General features: G+C 66.1%; 21 protein-coding genes and 1 pseudogene. 12 read left to right on the forward strand and 10 right to left on the reverse strand.

Going from position 1 to position 25,590, the window contains the following annotated elements; translation table 11 throughout:
• Positions 1–69: 69 nt before the first annotated feature.
• From AKN84_RS19160 to AKN84_RS19170, 3 genes are read right to left on the reverse strand one after another with little or no spacing between them, the layout of a single operon-like run.
• On the reverse strand, positions 70–663 hold the full coding sequence (locus tag AKN84_RS19160) for a TlpA family protein disulfide reductase (RefSeq protein WP_050422248.1): 594 nt from the start codon (positions 661–663) through the stop codon (positions 70–72).
• A 35-nt stretch (positions 664–698) separates the two neighbouring features.
• The gene (locus AKN84_RS19165) at positions 699–1,217 is read right to left on the reverse strand and encodes a DsrE family protein (RefSeq protein WP_050422216.1); all 519 of its coding nucleotides are present in this window, start codon (positions 1,215–1,217) and stop codon (positions 699–701) included.
• Positions 1,218–1,227: 10 nt separating this feature from the next.
• Positions 1,228–1,620, reverse strand: coding sequence for a DoxX family protein (locus AKN84_RS19170; RefSeq protein ID WP_050422217.1), 393 nt, complete (start codon positions 1,618–1,620; stop codon positions 1,228–1,230).
• 135 nt (positions 1,621–1,755) lie between these two features.
• Between AKN84_RS19170 and AKN84_RS19175 the strand changes: the two genes are divergently transcribed.
• From AKN84_RS19175 to AKN84_RS19195, 5 genes are all read left to right on the forward strand, one after another.
• Positions 1,756–2,223, forward strand: a complete 468-nt coding sequence (locus AKN84_RS19175; RefSeq protein WP_050422218.1) for a winged helix-turn-helix transcriptional regulator — start codon at positions 1,756–1,758, stop codon at positions 2,221–2,223.
• 295 nt (positions 2,224–2,518) lie between these two features.
• The gene (gene tldD / locus AKN84_RS19180) at positions 2,519–3,943 is read left to right on the forward strand and encodes a metalloprotease TldD (RefSeq protein ID WP_050422219.1); all 1,425 of its coding nucleotides are present in this window, start codon (positions 2,519–2,521) and stop codon (positions 3,941–3,943) included.
• Positions 3,943–4,713: a signal peptidase I gene (lepB, locus tag AKN84_RS19185; RefSeq protein ID WP_050422220.1), complete on the forward strand. Its 771-nt coding sequence runs from the start codon at positions 3,943–3,945 to the stop codon at positions 4,711–4,713. Before tldD ends, lepB begins: the two co-directional genes overlap by 1 nt.
• Positions 4,714–4,723: 10 nt before the next feature.
• Positions 4,724–5,062: an MmcQ/YjbR family DNA-binding protein gene (locus tag AKN84_RS19190; RefSeq protein WP_050422221.1), complete on the forward strand. Its 339-nt coding sequence runs from the start codon at positions 4,724–4,726 to the stop codon at positions 5,060–5,062.
• 100 nt (positions 5,063–5,162) lie between these two features.
• Positions 5,163–5,729, forward strand: coding sequence for a nucleotidyltransferase family protein (locus tag AKN84_RS19195; protein WP_050422249.1), 567 nt, complete (start codon positions 5,163–5,165; stop codon positions 5,727–5,729).
• A gap of 221 nt (positions 5,730–5,950) precedes the next feature.
• On the opposite strand, the gene AKN84_RS19200 is transcribed toward AKN84_RS19195, so the two are convergent.
• The 3 genes from AKN84_RS19200 to AKN84_RS19210 all read right to left on the reverse strand — a co-directional run bounded on the left by AKN84_RS19200 (position 5,951) and on the right by AKN84_RS19210 (position 8,649).
• Positions 5,951–6,505 (reverse strand): PAN domain-containing protein, encoded by a 555-nt coding sequence (locus AKN84_RS19200; RefSeq protein ID WP_050422222.1) that lies wholly within the window; start codon positions 6,503–6,505, stop codon positions 5,951–5,953.
• Positions 6,506–6,648: 143 nt separating this feature from the next.
• A complete protein-coding gene (locus AKN84_RS19205; protein ID WP_050422223.1) occupies positions 6,649–8,019 on the reverse strand; it encodes a glutamate--cysteine ligase in 1,371 nt (456 codons plus the stop codon).
• Between the two features lie 93 nt (positions 8,020–8,112).
• Positions 8,113–8,649, reverse strand: a complete 537-nt coding sequence (locus AKN84_RS19210) for a MarR family winged helix-turn-helix transcriptional regulator (RefSeq protein WP_050422224.1) — start codon at positions 8,647–8,649, stop codon at positions 8,113–8,115.
• 130 nt (positions 8,650–8,779) lie between these two features.
• Here AKN84_RS19210 and gstA point away from each other — a divergent pair, with 130 nt between their 5' ends.
• The 5 genes from gstA (at position 8,780) to AKN84_RS19235 (ending at position 14,341) form a co-directional block, all read left to right on the forward strand.
• Positions 8,780–9,397 carry a glutathione transferase GstA gene (gstA, locus tag AKN84_RS19215; RefSeq protein ID WP_050422225.1) on the forward strand — a complete coding sequence of 206 codons (618 nt, stop codon included), beginning with the start codon at positions 8,780–8,782 and terminating at the stop codon, positions 9,395–9,397.
• Positions 9,398–9,614: 217 nt separating this feature from the next.
• Positions 9,615–10,688, forward strand: a complete 1,074-nt coding sequence (locus AKN84_RS19220; RefSeq protein ID WP_128970991.1) for a hypothetical protein — start codon at positions 9,615–9,617, stop codon at positions 10,686–10,688.
• 98 nt (positions 10,689–10,786) lie between these two features.
• Positions 10,787–12,577, forward strand: a complete 1,791-nt coding sequence (locus tag AKN84_RS19225; protein WP_050422227.1) for a type I secretion system permease/ATPase — start codon at positions 10,787–10,789, stop codon at positions 12,575–12,577.
• Positions 12,570–13,862, forward strand: a complete 1,293-nt coding sequence (locus tag AKN84_RS19230; protein WP_050422228.1) for an HlyD family type I secretion periplasmic adaptor subunit — start codon at positions 12,570–12,572, stop codon at positions 13,860–13,862. Before AKN84_RS19225 ends, AKN84_RS19230 begins: the two co-directional genes overlap by 8 nt.
• Positions 13,863–14,113: 251 nt before the next feature.
• Entirely contained in the window at positions 14,114–14,341 is a 228-nt protein-coding gene (locus tag AKN84_RS19235; RefSeq protein ID WP_050422229.1) for a hypothetical protein, read from the forward strand.
• Positions 14,342–14,841: 500 nt separating this feature from the next.
• On the opposite strand, the gene AKN84_RS19240 is transcribed toward AKN84_RS19235, so the two are convergent.
• The 4 genes from AKN84_RS19240 to AKN84_RS19255 form a co-directional block, all read right to left on the reverse strand.
• The gene (locus AKN84_RS19240; RefSeq protein WP_050422230.1) at positions 14,842–17,055 is read right to left on the reverse strand and encodes an FAD-dependent oxidoreductase; all 2,214 of its coding nucleotides are present in this window, start codon (positions 17,053–17,055) and stop codon (positions 14,842–14,844) included.
• Between the two features lie 165 nt (positions 17,056–17,220).
• Entirely contained in the window at positions 17,221–18,429 is a 1,209-nt protein-coding gene (locus AKN84_RS19245) for an acetyl-CoA C-acetyltransferase (protein WP_050422231.1), read from the reverse strand.
• Positions 18,430–18,502: 73 nt separating this feature from the next.
• Complete coding sequence (locus AKN84_RS19250) at positions 18,503–20,290, reverse strand: acyl-CoA dehydrogenase C-terminal domain-containing protein (protein ID WP_050422250.1); 1,788 nt, start codon at positions 20,288–20,290, stop codon at positions 18,503–18,505.
• Positions 20,291–20,529: 239 nt separating this feature from the next.
• Positions 20,530–20,937, reverse strand: a complete 408-nt coding sequence (locus AKN84_RS19255; RefSeq protein WP_050422232.1) for a nuclear transport factor 2 family protein — start codon at positions 20,935–20,937, stop codon at positions 20,530–20,532.
• Positions 20,938–21,100: 163 nt separating this feature from the next.
• Here AKN84_RS19255 and AKN84_RS19260 point away from each other — a divergent pair, with 163 nt between their 5' ends.
• The gene (locus AKN84_RS19260) at positions 21,101–21,688 is read left to right on the forward strand and encodes a PadR family transcriptional regulator (protein WP_050422233.1); all 588 of its coding nucleotides are present in this window, start codon (positions 21,101–21,103) and stop codon (positions 21,686–21,688) included.
• A 271-nt stretch (positions 21,689–21,959) separates the two neighbouring features.
• Positions 21,960–25,525 (forward strand): annotated as a pseudogene (locus AKN84_RS19265) (tetratricopeptide repeat protein).
• The last annotated feature ends 65 nt before the right edge of the window (positions 25,526–25,590 follow it).

A 25,590-nucleotide genomic window follows, 5' to 3' on the forward strand; every position in this document is an offset into this window, starting at 1 on the left:
GACCGGCATCAACGCCGGCCAGTTTTTCCCGGATTTCGCTTCGCTTCATCCGGGCTACATCAGGCCGGCTTACCGGCCTCCGCCCGCATAATAATCGAACAAGCCGCTCGCATCGGCGGACAACCAGTCCGCCTCACCCGTCATGTATCCCTCGACCTTTCCGCTCACGCCGATCAGGAACGAGATCGGCATGCCGTACAGCGCGAATGGCGTCTCGACCTCGGCAGCGTCGACGCGCGAGACGAGACCACCGGGATCGAAGCCGATCGTCAGGTGACGCAGCTTGAGCTGCTTGACGTAGGGCGGCACCAGCGCACGGTTGCGGTCGGTGCTGACAGCGATGACCACAAGGTCGCTGCGGCCGCTGGCGGCGAGGCGATCCAGCATCGGCAGCTCGGTCCGGCACGCCGCGCACCAGGTGGCCCAGAAGTTCACCAGCACCAGCCGGCCCTTGAACGCGGCGAGATCGAGCGCGCCGCCAGCCAGCGCCGGGATCGCCACCGGCGGCACTGGATAAGCACCTTGAACTAACGTGAACTGGTGCCGGATGGTGCCGAATTGCGGCGGTCCCGACGCGGCGCGCGCCGGCATCGCGAGCGCGGCGCCCGCGCCGATCATGCCGGCGACGACGGCGCGGCGTGTGGGCACGCGAACAACAGTCATGATCAGTTCTCCGCTTGGCTTGATGGCTGCATCGCTCACGACCGGATGTAGGACCAGCCGGCTTCCTGCAATTCGATGATGCGCCCGGGCCCGTTCGGCACCAGGTCGACATTGTCGAGCAGGACCAGCGGATGGCCCTCGGCACGCTCCATGCCGAGCTTGGTGGCCTCGCAGACCACGAAGCGGATGTCGGGCGTCAGCCCGCGCACCACCCGCAGCAGATCCTTCACCGGCGAGGTATCGGCGCGCAGCATGTGGACCCCGGCATTGTAGGCGACGACCTCGATCTCGAACGGCTCGTTGCGCTCACGGTAATATTTCGGGAGGTTGAGCGCGGTCGAGATCAGCGCCCGCATCGTGGTCGGGTCGTCGCTGTTGATCGGCAGCACCACATGGTGCACGCGCGGCTCGGACTGCTGTGAGCCGAGGTTTTTGGGCTCCGGTTTGGAGACCGCCGCGACCGAGCCGGTGAGCAGCAAGGTCACGGCGAACGGCACCGCAAATGCGAGCACTAACCCCACAGCGAGCGTCAGGATGCGGCGAGAGGGGCGCATCGCGGCGACCTCACGGCGCCGTCGCGAGCAGCGCGAACTGGCTGCGCTTGGCGTAGGCGACGATCGCGCTCAGCGTCAGCAGCACGAGCGCCGGGACCGGCGAGCCGCCGATCACGAACAGATGGCTGATGGTCGCACCGACCATGATGCAGCTCAGCAGCACGCCGCCGAACGCTGCGACCGGCGGCAGCAGGATCAGGACCGCGCCGATGAGCTCCAGCGATCCGGTGAAGTAGCGGAACCACTGGCCGAGCCCGATATGCTCGAATTCCTCGACCAGCATCGGCACGCCGTAGAACTTGGCGGCGCCCGCGGCGGCGAAGGCCAAAGCGAGCAGTCCCCTGACGACCCAGAGACTGACGGATTTCCAGCGCGACGGCGCCGCGGCAACAGCAACTGACATGGATGACTCCCCAATTGTTCGAATCGACCGGACCGCGCGGCCACCTGACCGATCGGCGGCAGGCCCGCAACTTTCGATGGGCTAAATTCGGGAGTAAGATGAAAAGAACAAGTAGGATCATTTTTGTGAGGTAGTATGAAAAAACAGACTATTGAGCCTGCAGCACCTCCGGCGGCGTCCGAGCCGTGCGACGGCGACATGCTGGCGCAATTTCATCGCGCGCTCGCGGTGCTGGCCGGGAAATGGAAAGGCGACATCCTCTGGCAACTGATCGACCGCAAGCGGCGATTCGGCGAGCTGCGGCAGGCCATCCCCGGCGTCACCCAGCACATGCTGACCACGCAATTGCGCGATCTCGAGGCCAATGGCCTGGTCAAGCGCACGGTCTATCCCGAGGTGCCGCCCCGGGTTGAGTACGAGATGACGCCGTCTGCCAAGGCGCTCGCTCCGGTGTTCGACGAGCTCTACCGGTGGGCGCAGGAGCACGGTTTTCCGACCTCGGCGCAGGGCGCGGCCGGCAAGGGCGCGCAGCCACCGTCGCAGCCTGGCGATGCAGCCGGGCCGGAGAGCCAGCCACGGAAGGCCGGCCGGCGCGGCGGCTGATGACGACAAGGTGAGGATCCCGAGGGGCTGCCGTGACCGATGTCACTGTCGCAGGCACTCCCGGTTTGCCACCCCAAACACTATGTTTGGCAATCGCCGTCCGGGCCTCGAACCGGGACCGGCACAGGTTTCCGGGTTGTAAGATGAGTTTTCCGCTCGTCTCTGCTTCAATCGCCGGAATCCCTGCGTCCGGGTTCCGCACTGGCAATCAGCTGCGCTTCAGGCAAGGATGACGAGGAATCGCCCAAGGAATCGCCAAGACATCGGCAAGACATCGCACTGCGTCGGAGTGACCATGACCAATCCCGCCACGACCTCCCTGCTCGACCGCGCCAATCTGGACCGCGATGCCGTCCGCCGCGAGGTGGCCCGCGGCCTTGAAGGTGCCGATGACGGCGAGCTGTTCCTGGAGTTCGGGCAGACCGAGGCGCTGGTGTTCGACAACGGCCGGCTCAAGCAGGCGACCTATGACACCTCGCAGGGCTTTGGCCTGCGCGCCGTCAAGGACGACGCGGTCGGCTATGCGCATTCCTCCGACGTCTCGATCCCGGCGCTGATCCGCGCCGCGGACGCGGTCGCTGCGGTGCGCGGCGGCTATGCCGGCACGTTCGCTGCGGCGCCCGCCCACACCAATGTCAGACTCTATGGCGACGAGAATCCGCTGGACGGACCCGCGTTCGAGGCCAAGGTAAAACTGCTCGGCGAGATCGACGCCTATGTCAGGGACAAGGACCCCCGGGTGCGGCAGGTCTCGGCCAGCCTCACCGCAACCTGGCAAGTGGTGGAGATCCTGCGGCCCGACGGCGAGAGCTATCGCGACATTCGCCCGCTGGTGCGCGTCAATATTTCCGTGGTCGCAGGTCAAGGCGACCGGCAGGAGAGCGGCAGCAAGGGCTATGGCGGCCGCGAGGGCTATGCGCGCTTCATCGAGACCAAGGCCTGGCGCGACGCCGCCGACGGCGCGCTGCGCGAGGCGCTGGTCAATCTCGAATCGGTGCCGGCGCCCGCCGGTGAGATGGACGTGGTGCTCGGCGCCGGCTGGCCTGGCGTGATGCTGCATGAAGCCGTCGGCCATGGGCTCGAGGGCGACTTCAACCGCAAGCAGACCTCCGCATTCGCCGGCCTGATGGGCCAGCAGGTCGCGGCCAAGGGCGTCACCGTGGTCGACGACGGCACCATGGCCTCGCGCCGTGGCTCGCTCTCGATCGACGACGAGGGCACGCCGACCAACCGCACCGTGCTGATCGAGGACGGCATCCTGGTCGGCTACATGCAGGACCGCCAGAATGCCCGGCTGATGGGCATGAAGCCGACCGGCAACGGACGGCGGCAGAGCTATGCCCATGTGCCGATGCCGCGCATGACCAACACCTACATGCTCTCCGGCGACCGCGATCCGGCCGAGATCATCGCTTCGGTGAAGAACGGCATGTATGCCGCCAATTTCGGCGGCGGCCAGGTCGACATCACCTCGGGCAAATACGTGTTCCAGTGCACCGAGGCCTACAAGATCGAGAACGGCAAGCTCGGTGCGCCGCTGAAGGGTGCGATGCTGATCGGCAATGGGCCGACCGATCTCCACAGGATCACCATGATCGGCAACGATCTTGCGCTGGATACGGGAATCGGCACTTGCGGCAAGAACGGCCAGGGTGTGCCGGTCGGCGTCGGCCAGCCGACGCTCAGGATGGAACGGATTACGGTCGGAGGAACGGGCTAGTGAGCAGCGGAAACGAAGTCGTGGCGGCGAAGCCGACCAGCTGGCGCGGACAGGCCGTGCAACTGGCCGCGATCGTGGCCGTCGTGTTCCTCGCCAAGGGCGCGATCGCCGAGCCGTTCTACGTGCCGTCGGGCTCGATGGAGCCGACGCTGCTGATCGGCGATGCGTTGGTCGCCTCGAAATTTCCCTATGGCTACGGCGCGGCGTCGCTGCCGATCCAGATCACGCTGCCGGAAACCGGCCGGGTGTTCGGCGAGACGCCGAAGCGCGGCGACGTCGTCGTGTTCCGCTGGCCGGGCGATCGCTCGCAGGCCTGGGTCAAGCGCGTGGTCGGGCTGCCCGGCGATCGCATCCAGATGCGGCAGGGCCAGCTCTTCATCAACGACCATCCGGCGGCGCTGAAGCCCGACGGCACCGGCTTTGCCGAGGACGATCGCGGCGGCGGCGAGGATGCCAATCGCTATATCGAGACGCTGCCGAACGGCGTCAGCCATGCGATCTTCAAGATCCGCGACAACGGCCGGCTCGACAACACGCCCGAGGTGACGGTGCCGGCGGGCCAGCTGTTCGTGCTCGGCGATAACAGGGACAATTCCGCCGACAGCCGCGTGCCGGTGCGCGACGGTGGCGTCGGCCTGCTGCCGATCGACAATCTGATCGGCCGCGCCGACGCGGTGGTCGGCTCCTGGGACATGGGCATCCGCAGCCAGCCGGTCTGGACCTGGCTCTCCGGCTTCCGCCTCGCGCGCTTCTTCACCTCGGTGCAGTGAGCTTGCCGACGTGACCTTCGACGACGTCAGGACCCTGGTGCTGGCGTGGCCGGAGGTCGAGGACGGCTCGTCCTACGGCACACCGGCGCTGAAGGTGCGCAAGAAGATGCTGGTGCGGCTCAAGGAGGACGGTGACAGCCTGGTGATGCCGGGCGTGCCGCCCGACGAGCGCGACATGCTGGTCGAGAGCCAGCCGAAGACTTTCTATTTCACCGATCACTATCGGGATTATCCGACCGTGCTGATCCGCCTGTCGAAGGCCAAGCGCGCAACCGTCGAGCCGCTGCTGCGCCGGCACTGGCGCACGCTGGCCTCGAAGAAAGCGGTCAGGGATTATGACGAGCAGTAGTCCGTAGGATGGGTGGAGCGCAGCGATACCCATCGTTGTGGTCTCATGCACAATCAAGATGATGGGTATCGCTTCGCTCCACCCATCCTACGGCATCTCGATGACCTCTGACGAATTCCTCACCGCGGCACTGCGCAACCCGGTCAATCCAGCGATCACGGACGAGCTTGACCGCCTCGGTTTGCCCGACGCCTGGCTGGTGGCCGGCTGCCTGGTGCAGAGCGTGTGGAATGTGCTGACGAAGCGGCCGTTCGATCACGGCATCAACGACTACGACGTCTTCTATTTCGATTCCGACACGTCGTGGGAGGCCGAGGACGCGGTCATCCGCGAGCTCACCGCGCGGCTCGGCCATCTCGGCGTCGCGATCGAGGTCCGCAACCAGGCCCGCGTCCATCTCTGGTATCCGGGCAAGCACGGCGTGCCCTACCCTGCGCTGTCATGTTCGACCGACGGCATCGATCGTTTCCTCAGCGCGAACGTGCAGGTCGGTATCCGCCGCAGCGCTGGCGGCTACGACGTGTACGCGCCAAGCGGCTTTGACGATGTCGCCGGCATGATCGTGCGGCCGAACTGGACCGCGAATTTTTCCGCGGCGAATTATGCGACGAAGGCTAAGCGGTGGAAGGCACTGTGGCCGGAGATCACGGTGCTGGCGGCAGAGTGAATCCGGGCTGCATCCGCATACGAAATGCGGCCTCTCCCCTTGTGGGAGAGGCCGGAACGCATGAAGCGAAGCGCAATGCGGTCCGGGTGAGGGTCGCGGTCTATCGAGGGATTTCGACTCGCCGAGAGACCGCAACCCCTCACCCGGATTGCATCTGGCGATGCAATCCGACCTCTCCCACAAGGGGAGAGGTGAAGCGGTGCATGCGGAGAGATGCCTGGCTACCGCACCACGCCCGACGTGAACCCCGCCTTCCGGCGCGGCGGCTTGATCTCTTTCTTCAGGAAGCAACGCGCGTCGCGGCCGGCATAGCCGGGGCGGGCGTAGGTCCAGGCGCGGCACTTGTTGTCGGCGGTGCAGGCGGCCTGGCAGGCCTCGTCGCCGTCGCTGCTCTTCAATTCGAAATTCTTGTAGTCGCCGCCGAGGCGATCGATCGAGGTCTCGATGGCGCCGCTGCGCGGCTCGACCACGCCCGCGCCACGCACCCCGGAGACGCAGCAATTGTCCTGCACCCGCAGCGGCACGGTGTTCTTCAGCCAGCACACTGCGCCGTTGTTGGCATCGGTCGGATAGTTGAAGCTCCAGGCGCGGCAGCGGCGGTCGCGCTCGCAGGTCAGCGCGCAATCGGCGGGATCGCCCGTCGTCACCGGCGCGTTCAGATAGTCGCCGCCGGGACGGTCGAAATTGGTTTGCGCCAATGCCGGGCGCGTGACGGCAACGGCCGACAAGGCCGCGAACATCACCACACACGCCCTAAAGAGGCGGCCTATCCCCATGAGATTGCTTTCAAATTCGCACAGCCCCGCGTATCCCGCGGGGCGTCATTTGAACGCCATGAACCTGTACGGCTGATGAACGGCGAGGCAGCGGCAGGTGCGACAACACCGCCGTCCGCACGCGTTCGGGGCCCGGGCCGGGATTAGAAGGCGTACTCCTGATAGGCCGGTTCCACCGAGCCCTTCCAGGGCCCGTTGAACTTCTCCAGCATCTCTTCCGCCGGCGAGCGGCCGGTCTCGATGATGCGCTCGAGCGGTTCGAGGAAGCGGCTCTCGTCGCGGCCGAGATGGTCGATCCGGCCGCGCCGGCGCAATCCGGCATGCGACAGGACCAGGCACTCCTTGGCGATCTCGAACAGATAGCGATCCTTGATCCGCGCCTTGAAGCCGAAACGCGGCACGTCATCGCGCAACGCCTGGCGCTCCGGCGCGGTCCAGTGCCGGACGATATCCCAGGCGGCATCGAGGCTGTCATTGTCATAGAGCAGCCCGACCCAGAATGCCGGCAGCGCCGGAAGCCGGCCCCACGGCACGCCATCGGCGCCGCGCATTTCGAGGTAACGCTTCAGCCGCACCTCGGGGAAGATCGTCGAGAGATGATTGGCCCAGTCCGACAAAGTCGGGCGCTCGCCGGGGAGGATCTTGTTCTTGCCGGCGAAGAAATCGCGGAACGACGAGCCGGAGACGTCGATATATTCCTCGCCGCGCTTGACGAAATACATGGGAACGTCGAGCGCGTAATCGACATACCGCTCGAAGCCCATGCCGTCCTCGAACGCGAACGGGATCATGCCGCTGCGCGCATTGTCGGTGTCGCGCCAGATCTCGGAGCGGAACGACAGGAAGCCGTTCGGCTTGCCCTCGGTGAACGGCGAGTTGGCGAACAGAGCAGTCGCGATCGGCTGCAACGCCAGCGACACCCGCAGCTTCTTCACCATGTCGGCTTCGGAGGAGAAGTCGAGATTGGTCTGCACCGTGCAGGTCCGGAACATCATGTCGAGGCCGTATTTGCCGACCTTCGGCATGTAGTTGCGCATGATCTTGTAGCGCCCCTTGGGCATCACGGGGATTTGCGCGCGCGACCAGGACGGCGTCATGCCAAGACCAAGGAAGCCGATGCCGAGCGGGGTCGCGATCTCCCGCACCTGTGCCAGATGCGCCATCAGCTCCGATTGCGTCTGGTGCACGGTCTCGACCGGCGCGCCCGACAATTCGAACTGCCCGCCCGGCTCGAGCGAAATCGCGCCGCCGCCGGTGACGTCGTAGAGCCCGATGATGTTGCCGCACTCCATGATCGGCTCCCAGCCGAGCAGGAGCTTCATGCCTTCGAGCAGGGCGCCGATGCCCTTCGCGCCCTCATAGGGCACGGGCTGACGGCCTTCGAGCGTGAACGGGGTCTTCTCGTGCTCGGTGCCGATCCGGAATTCGGACTCGGGCTTCACGCCGGCTTCAATCCACGCCACGAGTTCGTCGCGCGACTGCAGCGGCGTCATGTCGATCTGGTCACGCGCCATAGAAAATCCAACTCAAGGGCGCTTCGATCGAAGGCGCGCGGTGGCAGGGACATCCGTGGGCCGCAACGGCCGCGGATGATGGGATCAGGAATATCATCGGGCGGACACGCCGTCTCGCGCGGGCGCGGCCTTGGTATCGCTCTTTGCATCGGTCTTGGTGTCGCCCTTGGCATCGCTTTTGGCGTCGCCGCAGGAACAGCCGAGACGGTCGAGCAGACCGCACAGCCGTTCGGCGTCGGCGTCGGACAATTTCGAGCCGACATGCTTGTCGATCGCGGCCGAATAGGCGCTCCACATCTTCTTCTGCAGCTCGCGTCCGGCCTCGGTGATCTCGACGAACTGGCCGCGCTTGTCGATCTTGCATTCGCGCCGGGCGGCAAGCCCCTCGTCGACCAGCTTGTCGATCAGCCGCGAGGTCGAATATTGCGGGATCAGCATCTGGCGCTCGAGCTCGACGGGGCGCAGCTCGCCGGACGGTGCGCGCGACAGCTCGAGCAAGGCGTCATACCAGGCGAGCGGCGGAAAGCCGGCCTTCTTCAGATCCTGCTCGACGCAGTCCAGCACCCGGCTCGGCACCCGCATCAGGCGGATCCAGGCGGCCGTCGCCTCGCTCGATAGCTTGCGTTTCATCGTCTAGTCCATAAGGTCCCGGCACCGACTGTACCGCACTGAATGCATCTGCATCAATCTTGACTATTCCATGCAGGTGCATGTAGGCAATCCCTCTCCGGACGCCAAGAACAAGGGAAGGAATACCCCCATGAAGCTTTATTACTCCCCTGGTGCCTGCTCCCTCTCCCCCCACATCGCCCTGCTCGAGGCCGGCCTGCCCTACGACCTGGTCAAGGTCGATCTGCGCGCCAAGAAACTCGAAAACGGTGACGACTTCCTGCACGTGAACCCCAAAGGCCAGGTACCCGCGCTGGCGCTGGATACCGGCGAGATGGTCACCGAAGGGCCGATCATCATCCAGATGATCGCCGACAAGGTCGCCGACAAGAAGCTGGCGCCCGCGAGGGACTCCAACGAGCGCTACAAGCTGCTCGAATGGCTGAACTACATCACGACCGAACTGCACAAGAATCTCGGCCCGATGTTCTCGCCGGTGCTCGCCGACGACGCCAAGGCGTTCTTCAAGGACCGCGCCATGGGCAAGTTCAAATATGTCGACAGCCAGCTCGCCGGACGCGAGTACCTGATGGGCAACCAGTTCACGGTCGCCGACGGCTACCTCTTCACCATGATGATGTGGGCGCAAGACCGGCTCGGCTTCGACTTCTCCGGCCTGCCGAACGTGACGGCCTACAAGGCCCGCGTCGCAGCGCGCCCGAAGGTGCAGGAAGCGATGCAGAAGGAAGGCCTGCTGAAGGCGGCCTGAGCTTTCGAACCTGCTGGATGAGACGAAAAGGGCCGGATCGAGATCCGGCCCTTTTGCGCGCACGGCCGGCGGCGAGGTCACCTCCAATTTTCAGCAGTTTGTCATCTTCCGCGTAAGCGTGCTTTCGCCATGTCGCGAACACCGCGCCCGGGTCCGGCAACTATTCCCTCGATCGGGCGTAGCCGGATTGCTGCCTCACCCGGCGGGAGATGCGCCAATGAGTAGCTCTCTATCCAGCAACGCTGCCGACCGGATGGTCGAGGTCCTGGCGGGCTCGACGGCGCTGCTGGCAAATCCCACCGGCGGACTGACCGACCTTCCGCTTTCGGTGACATCGGTTTTGCCTGACGACAGTTCGGCCGATACGGCGGCCGCCCAGCCGGCCCACGGCCTGGTCGACCCGTTGCCGGGGACGAATGCGCTGGAAAACACGACATCCCTGCTCGGCGACGGCACCGCCGCGGCGACCGCTTCCGACCTGCCGTTGGTCGGGAGCTTGCTGAACACGAGCGACCTGCCTGTCGTCGGTAGTGTGCTGAACGCGGCAATGCCCGTGGAATCGGATACGACGGCGCTCGCGCCATCAGGCGGAACGCTGCATCCGGTGCTGGATACCGCCAATACCGCAGCCCAGGGCACGGTCCATTCCTCAGCCGACATCCTGTCCCAGGCAACCGCCCTGCCTGATGTGCTTCATGGCGTGACAAATCTCGGCCAGGCGATCGACCTCGGCAGCATCACCACGATCGGGACCGGCGGCGGCCATACCAATCTGGTCGCCGACGTTCTTGAGGTGCCGGGACAGCTCCTTGCCGGCAATCTCGGCGAGACGATCGCGCATCTCGGCGCCGATATCACCGGCGTCGTCCATGCCGTCTCAGGGCTGGCAGACACACTCGTCTCCGACGTCAGCGGTCTGCTGAGCCCGGTCACTGGGTTGGTCGGCCAGCTTAGCCACGGCCTCCTCGATAACGGGCTGCTCAATCTTGGCGGCGACATCAGCGCGATCGAAACGGGCCAGAACGGCCCGCATCTGCTCGATCTCGGCGCCCTCACCGGCACGCACGGCCTCAACATTCCGAATCTCGGCGGCGTCGGCGCGGATGGACTGGCCGGCAATCTGCTCGGCAGCCTGAACCTCAGTCTCCTCGGCGACAGCAGCGCCTCCGGACACGCCGCGAGCGCGCCGGTCTCCGCGCCGGTCGATCTCGGCGCGGTCGGGCATGATCTGCTCTCGCCGCTCACACATGGTCACGGCATCCTCGATGCGCACGGCACCCACATCCTCTGAAATTGCCGCCAATCCGCGGAGGCGCGGGATCGCCGCGCTTCCGCAGCTCCCTCTCCATGTCCATTGGGCATCACAGGCTTGAACATCCGCGGGGCGCGATGATCGGTCAGGGCAAACGTTTCTCCTTACTGCCGGTTGAAATCCGGGACGCAGTCACGGCCGTGCGCGGCGCACTGGTCGCCGTGGCGATGGCGAGCGGCCTCGTCAATCTGCTGATGCTGGTCGGACCGGTGTTCATGCTGCAGACCTATGACCGCGTGCTGCCGAGCCGCAGCATCGCAACCCTGGTCGGCCTGCTCGTGATCGCCTTGGTGCTACTCGTCGTGCAGGCGGGCGTCGACGTGCTGCGCAGCCGGCTCTTGGCACGCATTGCCGAGATCTTCGACGAGACCATTCGCGGCGCGGTGTTCGACAGCGTGCAGCATGCTTCCCTCAGCCGCCCGAACGGCGATGGCCTGCAGATCATGCGCGATCTCGACACCATCAGGGGCTTCATCGCCGGCAGCGGTCTGGTCGCGATCTTCGACCTGCCATGGACCCCGCTCTACATCATGGTCTGCACGCTGTTTCATCCGCTGATGGGCCTTGCGGTGGCCGGCGGCGCGGTCGCGCTGGCGCTGATCACGGTCGCGGCCGAGCTGTTCACGCGCGCGCCGACGCGCTCGCTCGTGGCGCTGGCCTCGTCGCGGCGGCAGATGGCGGAGACCGCGTTCCACCACGCGCCGGTCGTGCACGCGCTCGGCATGCAACAGCGAATGTCCGAGCTGTGGTCGGACCGCACCCAGGCCTACCTCAACGCGCAGCGCGTGACCTCCGACCTGACCGGCACGTTCGGCAGCGCCTCGCGCTTCCTGCGCATGATCCTGCAATCCAGCGTGCTGGCGCTCGGCGCCTGGCTCGTGATCAACCAGCAGGCCACCGCCGGCGTGATGCTGGCCGCGACCATTCTCTCGATCCGCGCGCTGGCGCCGATCGAGCTTGCGATCGCCAATTGGCGCAGCTTCATCGCGGTCCGCGCCAGCGTCGGCCGGCTTGCCGAAGCCCTGACGGCGGTGCCATCGCGGTCGGCGTTCACGCCTTTGCCCGCGCCGAAGAACGAGGTTCGCGTCACCTCGATCAGCCTGACCGCGCCGGCCAGCGACGCCGTGGTGCTGCACGAGGTGAGCTTCGCGCTGCGCGCCGGCAACGCGGTCGCGGTGGTCGGCCCCAGCGGCTCCGGCAAGTCGACCCTGGCGCGCGCGCTGGTCGGCATCGGCGCGCCGGTGCGCGGCGTGATCCGGATCGACGGTGCGACGCTCGCGCAATGGGATCCGCTCGCGCTGGGCCCGTCGATCGGCTACCTGCCGCAGGACGTCGCATTGTTCCGCGGCACTGTGGCCGAGAACATCTCTCGCTTTGCCGCAGCCCCTGACGCCATCAAATTGCTCGCCGCCGCGCGCGAGGCCGGCGTGCACGAGTTGATCCTGCGGTTGCCTGACGGCTATGAGACCGAGGTCGGCGACGGCGGCCTGATGCTGTCGGGCGGCCAGCGGCAGCGCATTGCGCTGGCCCGCGCGCTCTATGGCGATCCGTTCCTGGTGGTGCTCGACGAGCCGAACTCGAATCTGGATTCCGAGGGTGAGCGCGCCCTGATCCACGCCATCGCACGGGTCCGCGCCCGCGGCGGCATCGTGGTGGTGATCGCGCACCGGCCGGCGGTGCTACAGGCGGTCGATCACATGCTGGTGCTGAACGAGGGACGCATGCAGGCGTTCGGCACGACAGCGGCGGTGCTGCCATTGCTGGTGCCGAAGGCCACGCAGCCCGCACCGGCTGCGGCCGCCGAGCCAGAACCAGCGCCATCGCGCCGCAAGCGCAAGAAGGACGCGGAGCCACGGCAAAATGCCTAGCGCCCGGCAATCGGTCCATCATCACATCCTCGCGGTCGCAATGGCCGCAGCGATCCTCGTCGCCAGCATCGGCATCATGGGCGCGGCCACCAAGATGTCGGGCGCGATCATCTCGCAGGGTTCGCTGGTGGTCGAGTCCAGCGTCAAGAAGGTGCAGCACCCCTCCGGCGGTGTCGCCAAGAAGCTCTTGGTCGAGGACGGCGCCCGCGTCGCCAGGGACGATCTGTTGATCCTGATGGACGAGACCGTGGCGCAAGCCAATCTCACCGCAGTGACCAAGAGCCTGTGGGAGCTCGAGGCGCGCCGCGCGCGGCTGCAGGCCGAGCGTGACGGCGAGGCCGAGATCGCATTTCCCGACAGCGTGGCAACGCTCAGCGATCCCGCGGCGCAGGCCGTCGTCTCGGGCGAGCAACGGTTCTTCCAGCTGCGCAAGGACGCCAATGAGGGCCAGAAGCAGCAGTTGCAGGAGCAGATCGCGCAGCTCAGGGAGCAGATCGGCGGCATGCAGGACCAGCTGAGCGCCAAGAAGCAGGAAGCCGATCTGATCGCCAACGAACTGACCGGCGTGCAGCAGCTTTGGGAGCAGCGCCTGGTTTCGCTGTCGCGCCTCTCCACGCTGCAGCGCGATTCCGCGCGGCTGCTCGGCGAGCGCGGCCAGCTCACCGCGTCGATCGCGCAGGCCAAGGGCAAGATCTCGGAAACCGAGCTGAAGATCCTGCAGGTCGACCAGGATTTCCGCTCTGGCGTTGCCAAGGAGCTCGCCGATGTCAGAGCCAAATATGCCGATGCGATCGAGAAGCAGGTCACCGCAAAGGATCAGACCGAGAAGCTCGAGATCCGCGCGCCGCAGGCCGGCGTCGTGCACGACCTCACCATTCACACCCAGGGCGGCGTGATCGCGGCCGGCGAAACCATCATGACCATCGTGCCCGACCAGGACAATCTGATCGTCGAAACTCATGTTGCGCCGCAGGATATCGATCAGGTCAAGCTCGGCGCATCGGCGGTGCTGCGCTTCACCAATTTCAACCAGCGCACCACGCCGGAGATCGAGGGCGAGGTCAGCCGGATCGGCGCGGACGTGTCGCGGGACGACAAGACGGCCCCGAGCTATTTCCTTGTCCGCATTGCGATTCCACCACCTGAGCTGAACAAGCTCGCGACCGCGCATCTGCTGCCGGGCATGCCGGTCGAGGTGTTCATCCCGACCAGCGAGCGCACGGTGCTGTCCTATCTGATGAAGCCGCTGGCGGACCAGGTGCACCGCGCCTTCAGGGAGAAATGAGCGGTGCAAACTTTCGACGCGCGGTGGAACAAATCAAATTTAATCCGCATTCTACCGGTTAAGACTAAGTCGGCGTACTTCCGGCTGAGGGCGTTGCCGTCCTTGTTCGTGCGATCCAACTGACCGACTATGACCTGCGGCGCGCCCTCCGCTCCAACTGGTCTGAAAATGTGACGATCGTCTCCACGCTTTTATTGACCAGCACGCTCGTCGGGCTGGCAACCAGTTTGTACTTTCGGGTTTGGACATTGATGCTGGTGTCGCCGCTGATCGCGGTGCTCGCGGCAATCGTGCTCCAGTCCGATGGCTATGCATTTGCCACCGGCGCCCCGATCGTCGTCGCCTGCCTCGCATTCAACCAGATCGCCTATCTCGCCGGCGCCTTGCTGTCGCCGGACAATGACGGCTCAGTGGCGGAAGAAATCGACGGCGTTCCACGCCGCGGCCGCGAGCACAAGATCCACGGCCAGAACGAGTAGCGCCAGTCCGGTCCACGACGGACCCTTGCCGCGCAAGCGCAGCGGATTCAGGCGTCGCGGCGGCGAGAGCGAGAAAGAACGCTTGCCCGCAGTTTCGGCAGCCCCATCCTTGAGCACAACACGCATTGCACGACACCCCAGCCTGATCGTCGCCTTGCTGATCTCCTAGACGATCAACCAGCAAGAGTGATGCCAGCAGCATGGTGCCAGTTGGGAACAAGCGTGGCGGGACTTTGACCGCCATGACCGTCACGCAACAGGATCAAGTCGGATCGATGACCGGAGCCGCTTCACCTCGCCACGCGGGCGGGGAGAGGCATAGGCCGCCTTTGGCGGCCGTTCTCAAGAACGCCGAAGCAGAGCTTCGGCTATGACGCATCGTCAGATGCGTTCCGGGTTAGGGGGAGTCTCCGCGAACACAGCTATCACCGAATATGCGGAGACGGCCCCTCACCCCAACCCTCTCCCCGTAAGAACGGGGAGAGGGAGTGGAGAGGCGCTTAGGCCGCCTGCTTCTTCGGCGGGAAGCGGCCGTAGAAGGTCTCGCCCTTGGCTGCCATCTCCTCGAGCAGCTTCGGCGGTGTGAAGCGCGAGCCGTATTTCTTCTCGAAGGCGTGGCAGAGCGCGACGAAATTCTTGGTGCCCATGAAGTCGATGTAGGACAGCGCACCGCCGGTAAACGGCGCGAAGCCGAAACCGAGGATCGAGCCGACATCCGCCTCGCGCACGTCGGTGATGACGTGATCCTCGACGGTGCGCGCGGCCTCCACCGCCTGCACCACCAGGAAGCGCTGCTTCAATTCCTCGACGCTGAGCGTATTGGGATCGAGCTGCTTCGGCTGCAGATTGGCCAAGCCCGGCCACAGGCTCTTCTGACCCTTGCCCTTCTCGGGATAGTCGTAGAAGCCCTTGCCGTTTTTGCGGCCGAAGCGGCCCTGCTTCTCGACCATCTCCACCATCAGCTTCTTCTGCGCCTGGTCGATCGCGTTGGGGCCGAGATCGGCCTCGGTCGCCTTGGTGATCTTGAGGCCGAGATCGAGCGCGACCTCGTCCTGCAGCGACAGCGGGCCGACCGGCATGCCGGCCATCTTGGCGGTGTTCTCGATCATCGCCGGCGGCACGCCTTCGAGCAGCATCTCGTTGCCCTCGGAGATGTAGCGCATCACGCAGCGGTTGGCGAAGAAGCCGCGGCTGTCGTTCACCACAATGGGCGTCTTGCCGATCGCACGGACATAGTCGAGCGCGGTCGCCAGCGCGACATCACCGGTGTTCTTGCCGAGGATGATCTCGACCAGCATCATCTTCTCGACCGGCGAGAAGAAATGGATGCCGATGAACTTGCCCTGGTCCTTGAACTCCTCGGCCAGCGAATTGATCGGCAGGGTCGAGGTGTTGGAGGCGAAGATCGCACCCGGCTTCAGCAGCGGCTGTGCCCTGGCATAGGTGTCGGCCTTGACCTTGCGGTCCTCGAACACGGCCTCGATGACGAGGTCGCAGTCCGAGATCACGTTGTAGTCTGATGTCGCCGAGATCCGCGCTAGGATGGCGTCGGCCGCCTCCTGCTTCATCCGGCCCTTGGCGATCAACCCGTCGACCACGGTCTTGGCGTGGCCCTTGCCCTTGTCGGCGCTCTCCTGGTCGCGATCGACCAGCACGACGTCGATGCCGGCCTGCGCCGAGACATAGCCGACGCTGGCGCCCATGAAGCCGGCGCCGATCACGGCGAGCTTCTTGACCTTGGTCGGCGGCACGCCGGCCGGGCGGCGCGCGCCCTTGTTCAATTCCTGCATCGACAGGAACAGCGAGCGGATCATCGCCGCCGCTTCCTTCGAACGCAGCACCTTGGTGAAGTAGCGCGACTCGACCCGTAGTGCGGCGTCGATCGGCAACTGCAGGCCTTCATAGACGCAGCTCATGATGGCGCGCGCGGCCGGATAATTGTCGTAGGTCTCGCGGCGATAGATCGCGTTGCCGGCCGGGAACATCTGCATGCCCATCTTGGAGAAGACGGGGCCGCCGGGCAGCTTGAAGCCCTTCTCGTCCCACGGCGCCACGGCCTTGCCGCCGCCCTTGATCCAGTCCTTGGCAGCCTTGATCAAATCGGCTGCCGGCACCACAGCGTGGATCAGGTTGAGCGCCTTGGCGCGGGTGAGATTGACCGCCTCGCCCTTGAGCAACAATTGCATCGCATCCGCCGGCTGCACGAGACGCGGCACGCGCTGGGTGCCGCCGGCGCCGGGGAACAGGCCGACCTTGATCTCGGGCAGACCGAGCCGGGTCTTCGGGTTCTCGGCCGCGACGCGGTAGTGGCAGGCCAGCGTAATCTCGAAGCCGCCGCCGAGCGCGAGGCCGTTGATCGCCGCGACCCACGGCTTGCCCGAGGTCTCGATCGCGCGGAACGACAGCGACATCTGGCGGCTCTGCTCGAACAGCATCTGGTTCGCGGCTTCCTCGCCCTTCTCCTTGAAGAGCTGGGCGTAGCTGCGGTTCATGCCCTCGAGCATCGAGAGGTCGGCGCCGGCGCAGAACGCCTCCTTCGCCGAGGTGATCACGACGCCCTTGATCGCGGCATCGGTCGTGGTCTGCTTGATGATCTCGCCGATCTCTTGGGTGGAGACCTCGTCGAACACGTTCATCGAACGGCCGGGGATGTCCCAGGTGACGAGCGCAATGCCGTCGGCGTCGACGTCGAACTTGAAATTCTTGTAAGCCATGTTGCGGTTCCCAATCTCTCCGTCATCCCCGCGCAAAGGCTTTGCCTTTGTCGCTGGAGGTGGCCTCGCTCTTGCGAGGCCCTCGAAGGATGACCCGGTGAATCTACCCATCCTTCGAGGCTCGGGCTGTCGCCCTCGCACCTCAGGATGACGCTGCCTTCTCGGTTACACGCGCTCGATGATGGTGGCGGTGCCCATGCCGCCGCCGATACACAGCGTGACCAGCGCCGTTTCCTTGTTGGTGCGCTCGAGCTCGTCGAGCACGGTGCCGAGGATCATGGCGCCAGTCGCACCGAGCGGATGGCCGAGCGCGATCGCGCCGCCATTGACGTTGATCTTGGCATTGTCGATGTCGAACGCCTGGATGTAGCGCAGCACCACCGAGGCGAACGCCTCGTTGAGCTCGAACAAATCGATGTCCGACTTCTTCATGCCGGAGCGCGCGAACAGCTTTTCGGTGACGTCGACAGGGCCGGTCAGCATCATCGCGGGCTCCGAGCCGATATTGGCGAAGGCGCGGATCTTCGCACGCGGCTTCAACCCGTGCTTGGCGCCCGCCTCCTTGCTGCCGAGCAGCACCGCGCCTGCGCCATCGACGATGCCGGAGGAGTTGCCGGCGTGGTGCACGTAGTTGACCTTCTCGACCTCGGGATGCGACTGGATCGCCACCGCATCGAAGCCGGCCATCGCTGCCATCGCGGCGAATGACGGCTGCAGCTGCGCCAGCGACTGCATCGTCGTGGTTGGACGCATGTGCTCGTCCTTGGCAAGGATGGTCAGGCCGTTGACGTCCTTGACCGTCACCACCGACTTGTTGAAGCGGCCTTCGTCCCAGGCCTTAGCCGCGCGCTGCTGGCTCTGCACGGCATAGGCGTCGACGTCATCGCGCGAGAAGCCGTATTTGGTCGCGATCAAATCGGCCGAGATGCCCTGCGGCATGAAATAGGCCGGAACCGCCATCGAGGGATCCATCGGCCAGGCGCCGCCGGAGGCGCCGATGCCGACGCGGCTCATCGATTCCGCGCCACCGCCGATCACGAGCTCATGCTGGCCGCTCATGATCTGGGCCGCGGCGAAGTTCACGGCATCGAGGCCGGAAGCGCAGAAACGGCTGATCTGCACGCCCGGCACCTTCTCGCCGAGGCCGGCGTTCAGCGCAGCAAAGCGCGCGATGTCGGAGCCGGCCTCGCCGACCGGATCGACCACGCCGAGCACGACGTCGTCGACCAAATCCTCGGGCAGATTGTTGCGCTCCTTGAGCGCCTGCAGCGGCACCGTGGCGAGCGCCAGCGCGGTGACCTCGTGCAGCGCGCCGTCGGCCTTGCCGCGGCCGCGCGGGGTACGAACGTGATCGTAGATGTATGCCTCAGGCATGACGCCCTCCTTGATATGAGGATCATAATATATACGGAAGGAAGCGCCGCCGCATGGGTGCGGCGGCAATTATTCAGAACGCTTCCGCGGCCAGTTCCATCGTGGTGGCGCTGCCGGTCTGGATCCGGGCCAGATGCACGGCAGTCTCCGGCAGCAGCCTCTCCATGAAGAAGCGGCCGGTCACGAGCTTGGTGTTGAGGTAGGGCGTCGTGCCGGCGGCGGCCTTGTCCTGCGCCACCTTGGCCATCTTCGCCCACATGTAGCCGAGCGCGACGAGGCCGAACAATTTCATGTAGTCGGTCGCGGCGGCGCCGGCATTGTCGGGCTTGGTCAGCGCGTTCTGCATCAGCCAGCCGGTGGCCTGCTGCAGATGGCCAAGCGCGGTGGAGAGCGGGGTGATGAACGGCTTCATCGCCTCCTCAGTGCCATGCTCCTTGGCGAAGGCCGTGACCTCGCCGAAGAACGCCATCGCGGCGCGGCCGCCATCGCGCGGCAGCTTGCGGCCGACCAGGTCGAGCGCCTGGATGCCGTTGGCGCCCTCATAGATCATCGCGATGCGCGCATCGCGCACGAACTGCTCCATGCCGTGCTCGGCGATATAGCCGTGGCCGCCGAACATCTGCTGCGCCGAGACGGTGTTGGCGAACCCGGTGTCGGTCAGGACGCCCTTCAGCACCGGCGTCATCAGGCCCATGTGATCGTCCGCGGCCTGGCGGTCCTTCGGATCATTGGAGCGGTGCGCGACGTCGCTCTTCAGCGCGGTCCACACCACCATGGCGCGCGCCGCCTCGTTGAAGGCGCGGATGGTGAGCAGCGTGCGGCGCACGTCGGGATGCACGATGATCGGATCGGCCGGCTTGTCGGCCGCCTTGACGCCGGTCAGCGAACGGCCCTGCAGACGCTCGCGCGCATAGGCGACCGCGTTCTGGTAGGCGACCTCGGACTGGGCGAGGCCCTGCACGGCGACGCCGAGACGGGCCTCGTTCATCATCACGAACATGCCCTGCATGCCCTTGTTCTCTTCGCCGACCAGCCAGCCGGTGGCGTTGTCGTAGTTCATCACACAGGTGGAATTGCCGTGGATGCCCATCTTGTGCTCGATCGAGCCGCAGGTGACGCCGTTGCGCGCACCCAACGAGCCGTCGCCGTTGACCAGCACCTTGGGAACGACGAACAGCGAGACGCCCTTGATGCCGGCCGGCGCGCCTTCGATACGCGCCAGCACGAGGTGGATGATGTTGTCGGCGAGATCGTGCTCACCGGCGGAGATGAAGATCTTGGTGCCCGTGATCTTGAAGCTGCCGTCCGACTGACGCACCGCCTTGGTGCGAAGCAGGCCGAGGTCGGTGCCGCATTGCGGCTCGGTCAGGTTCATGGTGCCGGTCCATTCGCCGGCGACCATCTTCGGCACATAGGTTTTCTTCTGCTCGGGGGTGCCGTGCACCAGGAGCGCCGCGGTCGCACCCATGGTCAGGCCGCCATACATCGAGAACGCCATGTTGGCGGAGATCTGGAATTCGTTGACCGCCTGCGACAGCGTCACCGGCAGGCCCTGGCCGCCGAATTCGGTCGGCGCCGAGAGGCCGAGCCAGCCGCCTTCGGCGACCTGCTTGTAGGCGTCCTTGAAGCCCTTCGGCGTGGTGACGCTGCCGTCGTCATTGCGCTTGCAGCCTTCGAGATCGCCGGTGCGGTTGAGCGGCTGCAGCACTTCCTCGCTGAGCTTGGCGGCCTCGCCGAGGATCGCCTCGCGCACATCGGCCGACGCATCGGTGAAGCCGGGAAGATTGCCGTAGCGATCGATCTGGAAAACGTCGTTGAGCAGGAAGCTGACATCTTCGACGGGGGCTTTGTAGGTCGGCATGCTGATCTCCCGGCTGGCTCGCGGCCGCATATGCGACCGATGCTGCGCAGCTTTTCCTTGGGTTTGTTGGAACGGACCTTATCCGCTTCCGGAGGTCCGCGGCAGGTGCTAGCGAGACTAAAGCGCGATGAGATTGGGTCGGTTCGTTATCGCGCTTCAGCCCTTTGTTTGAGCATGATCTTTTCGGAAAACCGCTTCGCACTTTGCGCTAACGCGGCCCTTCGGGTCCGGATCATGCTTTACGATTGCGACGTTGCGCCGCTCTGCTTCATCAACTCCTCGCCCATCATCCGATGCAGCAGGTTGATCGCCTTGAGCGGACGCACCATCACCTTGAAATGCGTGATCCGGCCGTCACCGTCGAACGTGATGATGTCGACGCCGTTGAGCTTGATGCCGTCGATCTCGTTCTCGAACTCGAGCACCGCGCCGGTGTCGCTCCGCCACTCGCCCAAATATTTGAAGGTCGGGCCGCCGAGCACCTTGGCGGCGCTGGTCAGATATTTGAAGGTGATGTCGCGGCCGCGCTGCGGCGTGTGCACGACCGGACTTTCGAACACCGCGTCGGGATGCAGCAGATCCCACAAAGCGGCGGTGTCGTGGGACTTCATGTAGGCGTACCACTTCTCGAGGCCCGGCTTGCTCATTCGGACGTCTCCTGCGGCGGGGTTGTAAGAAGCCTGAACGTCGGCCGCGCGCGACAAGGCGGCACGCCGATCACCATATGCATATTGACGCATATGCACAGTAATGCATAAAGTCAAGCGAACTTCAGAATGGCGAACTCGGGAACTGAGATGGAGGTGGGCGTTGGCACTCGGTGACGCAATCCTCGCCTGCCTCACGGAACGTCCGATGACGGGCTATGAGCTCGCCAAGACGTTCGACGCGTCGATCGGCTTCTTCTGGAAGGCCGACCATCAGCAGATCTACCGGGAGCTCTCCCGGCTGCGCGACAAGGGCCACGTCCAGGGCCGCGAGGTGGTGCAGTCGGGCAAACCCAACAAGCTGGTCTACACGCTGACGGCCGAGGGCCGCGCGGCGCTGAAGCATTGGGCGGCGCGGCCGAGCGTTCCGCCCTCGATCAAGGACGATCTTCTGGTCCGGCTCTATGCGCTCGACTGCGTCGACATCGAGCCGCTGCGCACCGACCTGATGGCGCGGCTGGAGCATCACCGCGACCGCTATGAGCGCTATGAGCGTCTGCTCAACAAGCGCTTTCCCGACGGCACTGCGCCGCCGGCCGACGTCGGCAAGATGCTCAGCCTGCGGCTTGGGATGCGCCACGAGCGCATCGTGGTGGAATGGTGCGAGGAGGCGCTCGACACACTGTCGGCGATGTCCGGCCGCAGCAACGTCATGCCGCTCGACGACGGCAAGCGCGAGAGCAACGGCTAGAAACAATCTTGCTTGCCGCGTTGTCGTCACGCGAAGCGGGATCCGCGTTGCCTGAAAACGATAGGCTTGTCCTGATCCGGCGCAACAGGTTCCCGGATTCCCTAACTTTAAGGCCCGCCGGCTGCATTCCTTAACCCGTTATTTACCGTGAGGGGAAAAAGTCAGCAGCTGAAGCAGACGACCAGCGCAGAATTCGATTGTCTCTTAACGGGAATGCGCGGGGAGGCTGCGGGCGCAGAGTATGGCGCCGGAGTCGGGACCGGACGGAATCATGAATTCGCGCGTATCGTGGAGTGTTGACGGCATCGATCCCTCCGTCCGCGACAGGGCCGAGGCGGCTGCGCGCCGTGCCGGCATGTCACTGAACGACTGGCTCAATTCGACCGTCGGCGAACCGAGCCCGCCGGATTGGCGCATCGAGCAACGGCAGCCGATGCCGAGCCGGGAAAGCCGCGAGGTCGCGGACATCCATCAGCGGCTCGACGCGATCACCCGCCAGATCGAGCAGATTGCAAAGCCGTTGACGCGCGCCGAAGCGGTGCGCGCCGAGGTGCCGCGCGGCCAGCCCGCGGTCGCACGGCAGCTCAACGACGCGATCTCGCGCCTCGATGCGCGGTTGTCGCAGATTTCGCGGCCGCAGCCAGCACGCGAGCCGCAGCCCCAGCCGATGATGCGGGAAGCGCAGATGCAGCGCGAGCCGCAGATCAACGACCGGCAGCTGGAGGAGAGGCTGCGCCAGGCCGAGGCGGTCGAGCGCGCCGCCGCCCAGGTCTACCGCCCCTCGCCACCGCTGAGCCCGGCGTCGTTCGATTCCGCGATCGCGGAAATCGCCGCGCGCCAGAATGAGCTCGATGGCCCCGCGCCCCGGCAGATGCCACAGCGCAATGCACCGCCTCTGCAGCAATCGGCGCCGCCGATGGCCGCCTACGCGCCGCAGCCCGCGGCGCCGGCCGGGCCGGACTTCTCCTCGCTCGAGCGTCATCTGCTCAAGATCACGAGCCAGATCGAGGCGCTGCAGCGGCCCGACCATATCGAGCAATCGATCGCGTCGTTCCGCGGCGAGCTGGCGGAAATCCGCCAGGCGATCACCGAGGCGATGCCGCGCCGCGCGATCGAATCGATCGAGAACGAGATCCGCTCGCTGCATCACCGGATCGACGAGATCCGTCAGGACAGCAACAACGGCCAGGGCCAGGCGATTGCCGGCATCGAACGCGCGCTGTCGGACATCCGCGAGGCGCTGCGCACGCTGACGCCCGCCGAGCAGCTCACCGGCTACGACGAGGCGATCCGCAATCTCGGCGCCAAGCTCGACATGATCCTGCGCGCCAACGACGATCCGTCGACGGTGCATCAGCTCGAGAGCGCGATCGCGGCGCTGCGCGCCATCGTCTCCAATGTCGCCTCCAACGACGCGCTGCTGCAGCTCTCCGGGGACGTGCATGCGCTGGCGGCGAAGGTCGACCAGCTGTCGCAGATGTCGCGCGGGGATTCCTTCGGCGACGCTTTCGCCGGGATCGAGCAACGCATTGCGGCGCTGGCCTCGTCGCTGGAAGGCCGCGAGCGGCCGGCCGGCTATGACAATACCGACGTCATCGAGGGCGCGCTGCGCTCGCTGTCGGAGCGGATCGACCGCCTGCAGGTCGGCAACGACAGCTCGTCGGCATTCACCCACCTCGAACAGCGCGTCTCCTATCTGCTCGAGCGCCTGGAGTCGGCCGACCAGCGCTCCGGCAATCTCGGCCGGGTCGAGGAAGGGCTGCATGACATCATGCGGCACCTCGAGGCGCAGCACGCCCATATCGCCTCGCTCGCCGACGCCACCCGCAACAGCGTCAACACCTCGGCGCCACACCCGATGATGGACAGCGGCATCGTCGATCTGGTGAAACGCGAGCTGTCCGACATCCGCTTCAGCCAGTCGGAGACGGATCGCCGCACCCAGGATTCGCTGGAAACCGTTCACAACACGCTCGGCCACGTCGTCGACCGGCTGGCCATGATCGAGAACGATCTGCGCACGGTGCGCACCGCGCCGCCGCCGGCTCCGCCCGCCCCCGCGCCGACCGAACTGCGGATGGACGCCCCGCGGATGGAGATGCCGCGCGCGGCGATGCCGCAGCCGTTCGCGCAGCCCCAACCCGAATCCTACAAGGCTGAATCGTACAAGCCTGAATCGTACCGGCCCGAATTGCCCAATCCTGCGCTGGCGCAGGAGCACTTCATGTCCGCGCCGCGCGAATTCCATGCCGCGCAGCCGGTCGAGACCGCGCCGCCGCCGCTGCCGCCGCGCGCGATCAGCGAGATCCTCGAGCCGCATGCCGCGTCCGCACGCGCTGCGCTGGCGCCTGAGCTGCCGCCGGATCATCCGCTAGAGCCGGGTACCCGCCCGTCGGGCCGGGCGTCGTCGCCGTCGGAGCGGATCGCGGATTCCGAGCGCGCGATCTCTGATCTTCCCGCCGGCAAGAAGGAGCCGGTCTCGACATCGAGCTTCATCGCCGCCGCCCGGCGCGCCGCGCAGGCCGCTGCCGCACAACCCGTCAACGAGAAGGCGGCGCGCGCAGCGAGCAAGGCCGCCGCCAAGGCCAAGGAGAAGGCCGACAAGGCCGCGAAGGCAGCTGCCGCCAAGTCCGGCGCCGCCGCAACCGAAGCGCCCGAGGCCCAGCCCTCGACCATCACCTCCAAGATCCGCTCACTGCTGGTCGGCGCGAGCGTGGTCGTGATCCTGCTCTCGACCGCCAAGATGGCGATGAACCTGCTCGACACCAGCTCCGCGCCGCAGGTGCCGGCGATCGAGCACAGCGAGCCGGCCGCGCCCGCCGCGCTGCCGCCCGCCGAGAACTCCCTCGTGCCCGTCCCCGCGCCGGCTGCGCCGTCGAGCACGCCGGGGCCGTCGATGACCTCGCCGACCCCGCTCGGCCGCCAGTCCAACAACTCGCCGGCGCCGAACACGCTCGACAGCGCGCAGGTGACGATCCCATCGGCGCCCGTACCCGCCGCCGCGCCGGAGCCGGCCGCGGCGACGCCAACGGCCCCCGCCAGTGATATCACCGGCACGATTCCGACGGCTCCGCCGCTCGGCGGCAAGCTCGCCACGATCCAGATTCCGGCGGGCGAGAAGCTGCCCGACGCGATCGGCGGTCCGGCGCTGCGCGCGGCCGCGATCAAGGGCGATGCGGCTGCGGCCTATGAGGTCGGCGTCCGCTATGCCGAGGGCAAGGGCGTGACCGCCAATGTCGACGAAGCCGCCAAATGGTACGGCCGCGCGGCGCAGGCCGGCGTGGTGCCGGCGATGTTCCGGCTCGGCACCTTCTATGAGAAGGGCCTCAGCGTGAAACGCGACTTCGATCTGGCGCGGCGCTATTACGTGCAGGCAGCCGAGCGCGGCAACGCCAAGGCGATGCATAACCTCGCCGTGCTCGACGCCGATGGCGGCGGCAAGGGCGCCGACTACAAGAGCGCCGCGCAGTGGTTCCGCAAGGCGGCCGATCGCGGCGTTGCCGACAGCCAGGTCAACCTCGGCATCCTCTATGCCCGCGCATCGGTGTCGAACAGAACCTCGCCGAGTCCTTCAAATGGTTCAGCCTCGCCGCCGCACAGGGCGACGCCGACGCCGGCCACAAGCGCGACGATATCGCCAAGCGGCTCGACCCGCAGTCGCTGGCCGCCGCGAAGCTTGCGATCCAGACCTTCACCCCCGAACCGCAGCCGAGCGATGCGGTCAATGTGCCGGCCCCGGCCGGCGGCTGGGACGGCGCCCCCGCGCAGCCCGCGGCGGCGAAGTCCGTCAGGCAGCCGTCGAAGCGGACCGCGGCGCTGGCCGCCCCGGCTCACTAAAACGAGAATAGCTGCGGCGCCTTGACGGCGCCGCTGTCCTATCCCTCCGCCCTTTCCCCGTGTAG

The sequence above is a fragment of the Bradyrhizobium tropiciagri genome (genome assembly GCF_001189845.1).
GTDB lineage: Bacteria > Pseudomonadota > Alphaproteobacteria > Rhizobiales > Xanthobacteraceae > Bradyrhizobium > Bradyrhizobium tropiciagri.

What these genes read in the sequence shown, in the direction of transcription:
- AKN84_RS19160 (WP_050422248.1), bottom strand. Translation starts at nt 663, where the DNA reads ATGACTGTTGTTCGCGTGCCCACACGCCGCGCCGTCGTCGCCGGCATG.
- AKN84_RS19165 (WP_050422216.1), bottom strand. Translation starts at nt 1,217, where the DNA reads ATGCGCCCCTCTCGCCGCATCCTGACGCTCGCTGTGGGGTTAGTGCTC.
- AKN84_RS19170 (WP_050422217.1), bottom strand. Translation starts at nt 1,620, where the DNA reads ATGTCAGTTGCTGTTGCCGCGGCGCCGTCGCGCTGGAAATCCGTCAGT.
- AKN84_RS19175 (WP_050422218.1), top strand. Translation starts at nt 1,756, where the DNA reads ATGAAAAAACAGACTATTGAGCCTGCAGCACCTCCGGCGGCGTCCGAG.
- tldD (WP_050422219.1), top strand. Translation starts at nt 2,519, where the DNA reads ATGACCAATCCCGCCACGACCTCCCTGCTCGACCGCGCCAATCTGGAC.
- AKN84_RS19195 (WP_050422249.1), top strand. Translation starts at nt 5,163, where the DNA reads ATGACCTCTGACGAATTCCTCACCGCGGCACTGCGCAACCCGGTCAAT.
- AKN84_RS19200 (WP_050422222.1), bottom strand. Translation starts at nt 6,505, where the DNA reads ATGGGGATAGGCCGCCTCTTTAGGGCGTGTGTGGTGATGTTCGCGGCC.
- AKN84_RS19205 (WP_050422223.1), bottom strand. Translation starts at nt 8,019, where the DNA reads ATGGCGCGTGACCAGATCGACATGACGCCGCTGCAGTCGCGCGACGAA.
- AKN84_RS19210 (WP_050422224.1), bottom strand. Translation starts at nt 8,649, where the DNA reads ATGAAACGCAAGCTATCGAGCGAGGCGACGGCCGCCTGGATCCGCCTG.
- gstA (WP_050422225.1), top strand. Translation starts at nt 8,780, where the DNA reads ATGAAGCTTTATTACTCCCCTGGTGCCTGCTCCCTCTCCCCCCACATC.
- AKN84_RS19220 (WP_128970991.1), top strand. Translation starts at nt 9,615, where the DNA reads ATGAGTAGCTCTCTATCCAGCAACGCTGCCGACCGGATGGTCGAGGTC.
- AKN84_RS19225 (WP_050422227.1), top strand. Translation starts at nt 10,787, where the DNA reads ATGATCGGTCAGGGCAAACGTTTCTCCTTACTGCCGGTTGAAATCCGG.
- AKN84_RS19230 (WP_050422228.1), top strand. Translation starts at nt 12,570, where the DNA reads ATGCCTAGCGCCCGGCAATCGGTCCATCATCACATCCTCGCGGTCGCA.
- AKN84_RS19235 (WP_050422229.1), top strand. Translation starts at nt 14,114, where the DNA reads ATGCTGGTGTCGCCGCTGATCGCGGTGCTCGCGGCAATCGTGCTCCAG.
- AKN84_RS19240 (WP_050422230.1), bottom strand. Translation starts at nt 17,055, where the DNA reads ATGGCTTACAAGAATTTCAAGTTCGACGTCGACGCCGACGGCATTGCG.
- AKN84_RS19245 (WP_050422231.1), bottom strand. Translation starts at nt 18,429, where the DNA reads ATGCCTGAGGCATACATCTACGATCACGTTCGTACCCCGCGCGGCCGC.
- AKN84_RS19250 (WP_050422250.1), bottom strand. Translation starts at nt 20,290, where the DNA reads ATGCCGACCTACAAAGCCCCCGTCGAAGATGTCAGCTTCCTGCTCAAC.
- AKN84_RS19255 (WP_050422232.1), bottom strand. Translation starts at nt 20,937, where the DNA reads ATGAGCAAGCCGGGCCTCGAGAAGTGGTACGCCTACATGAAGTCCCAC.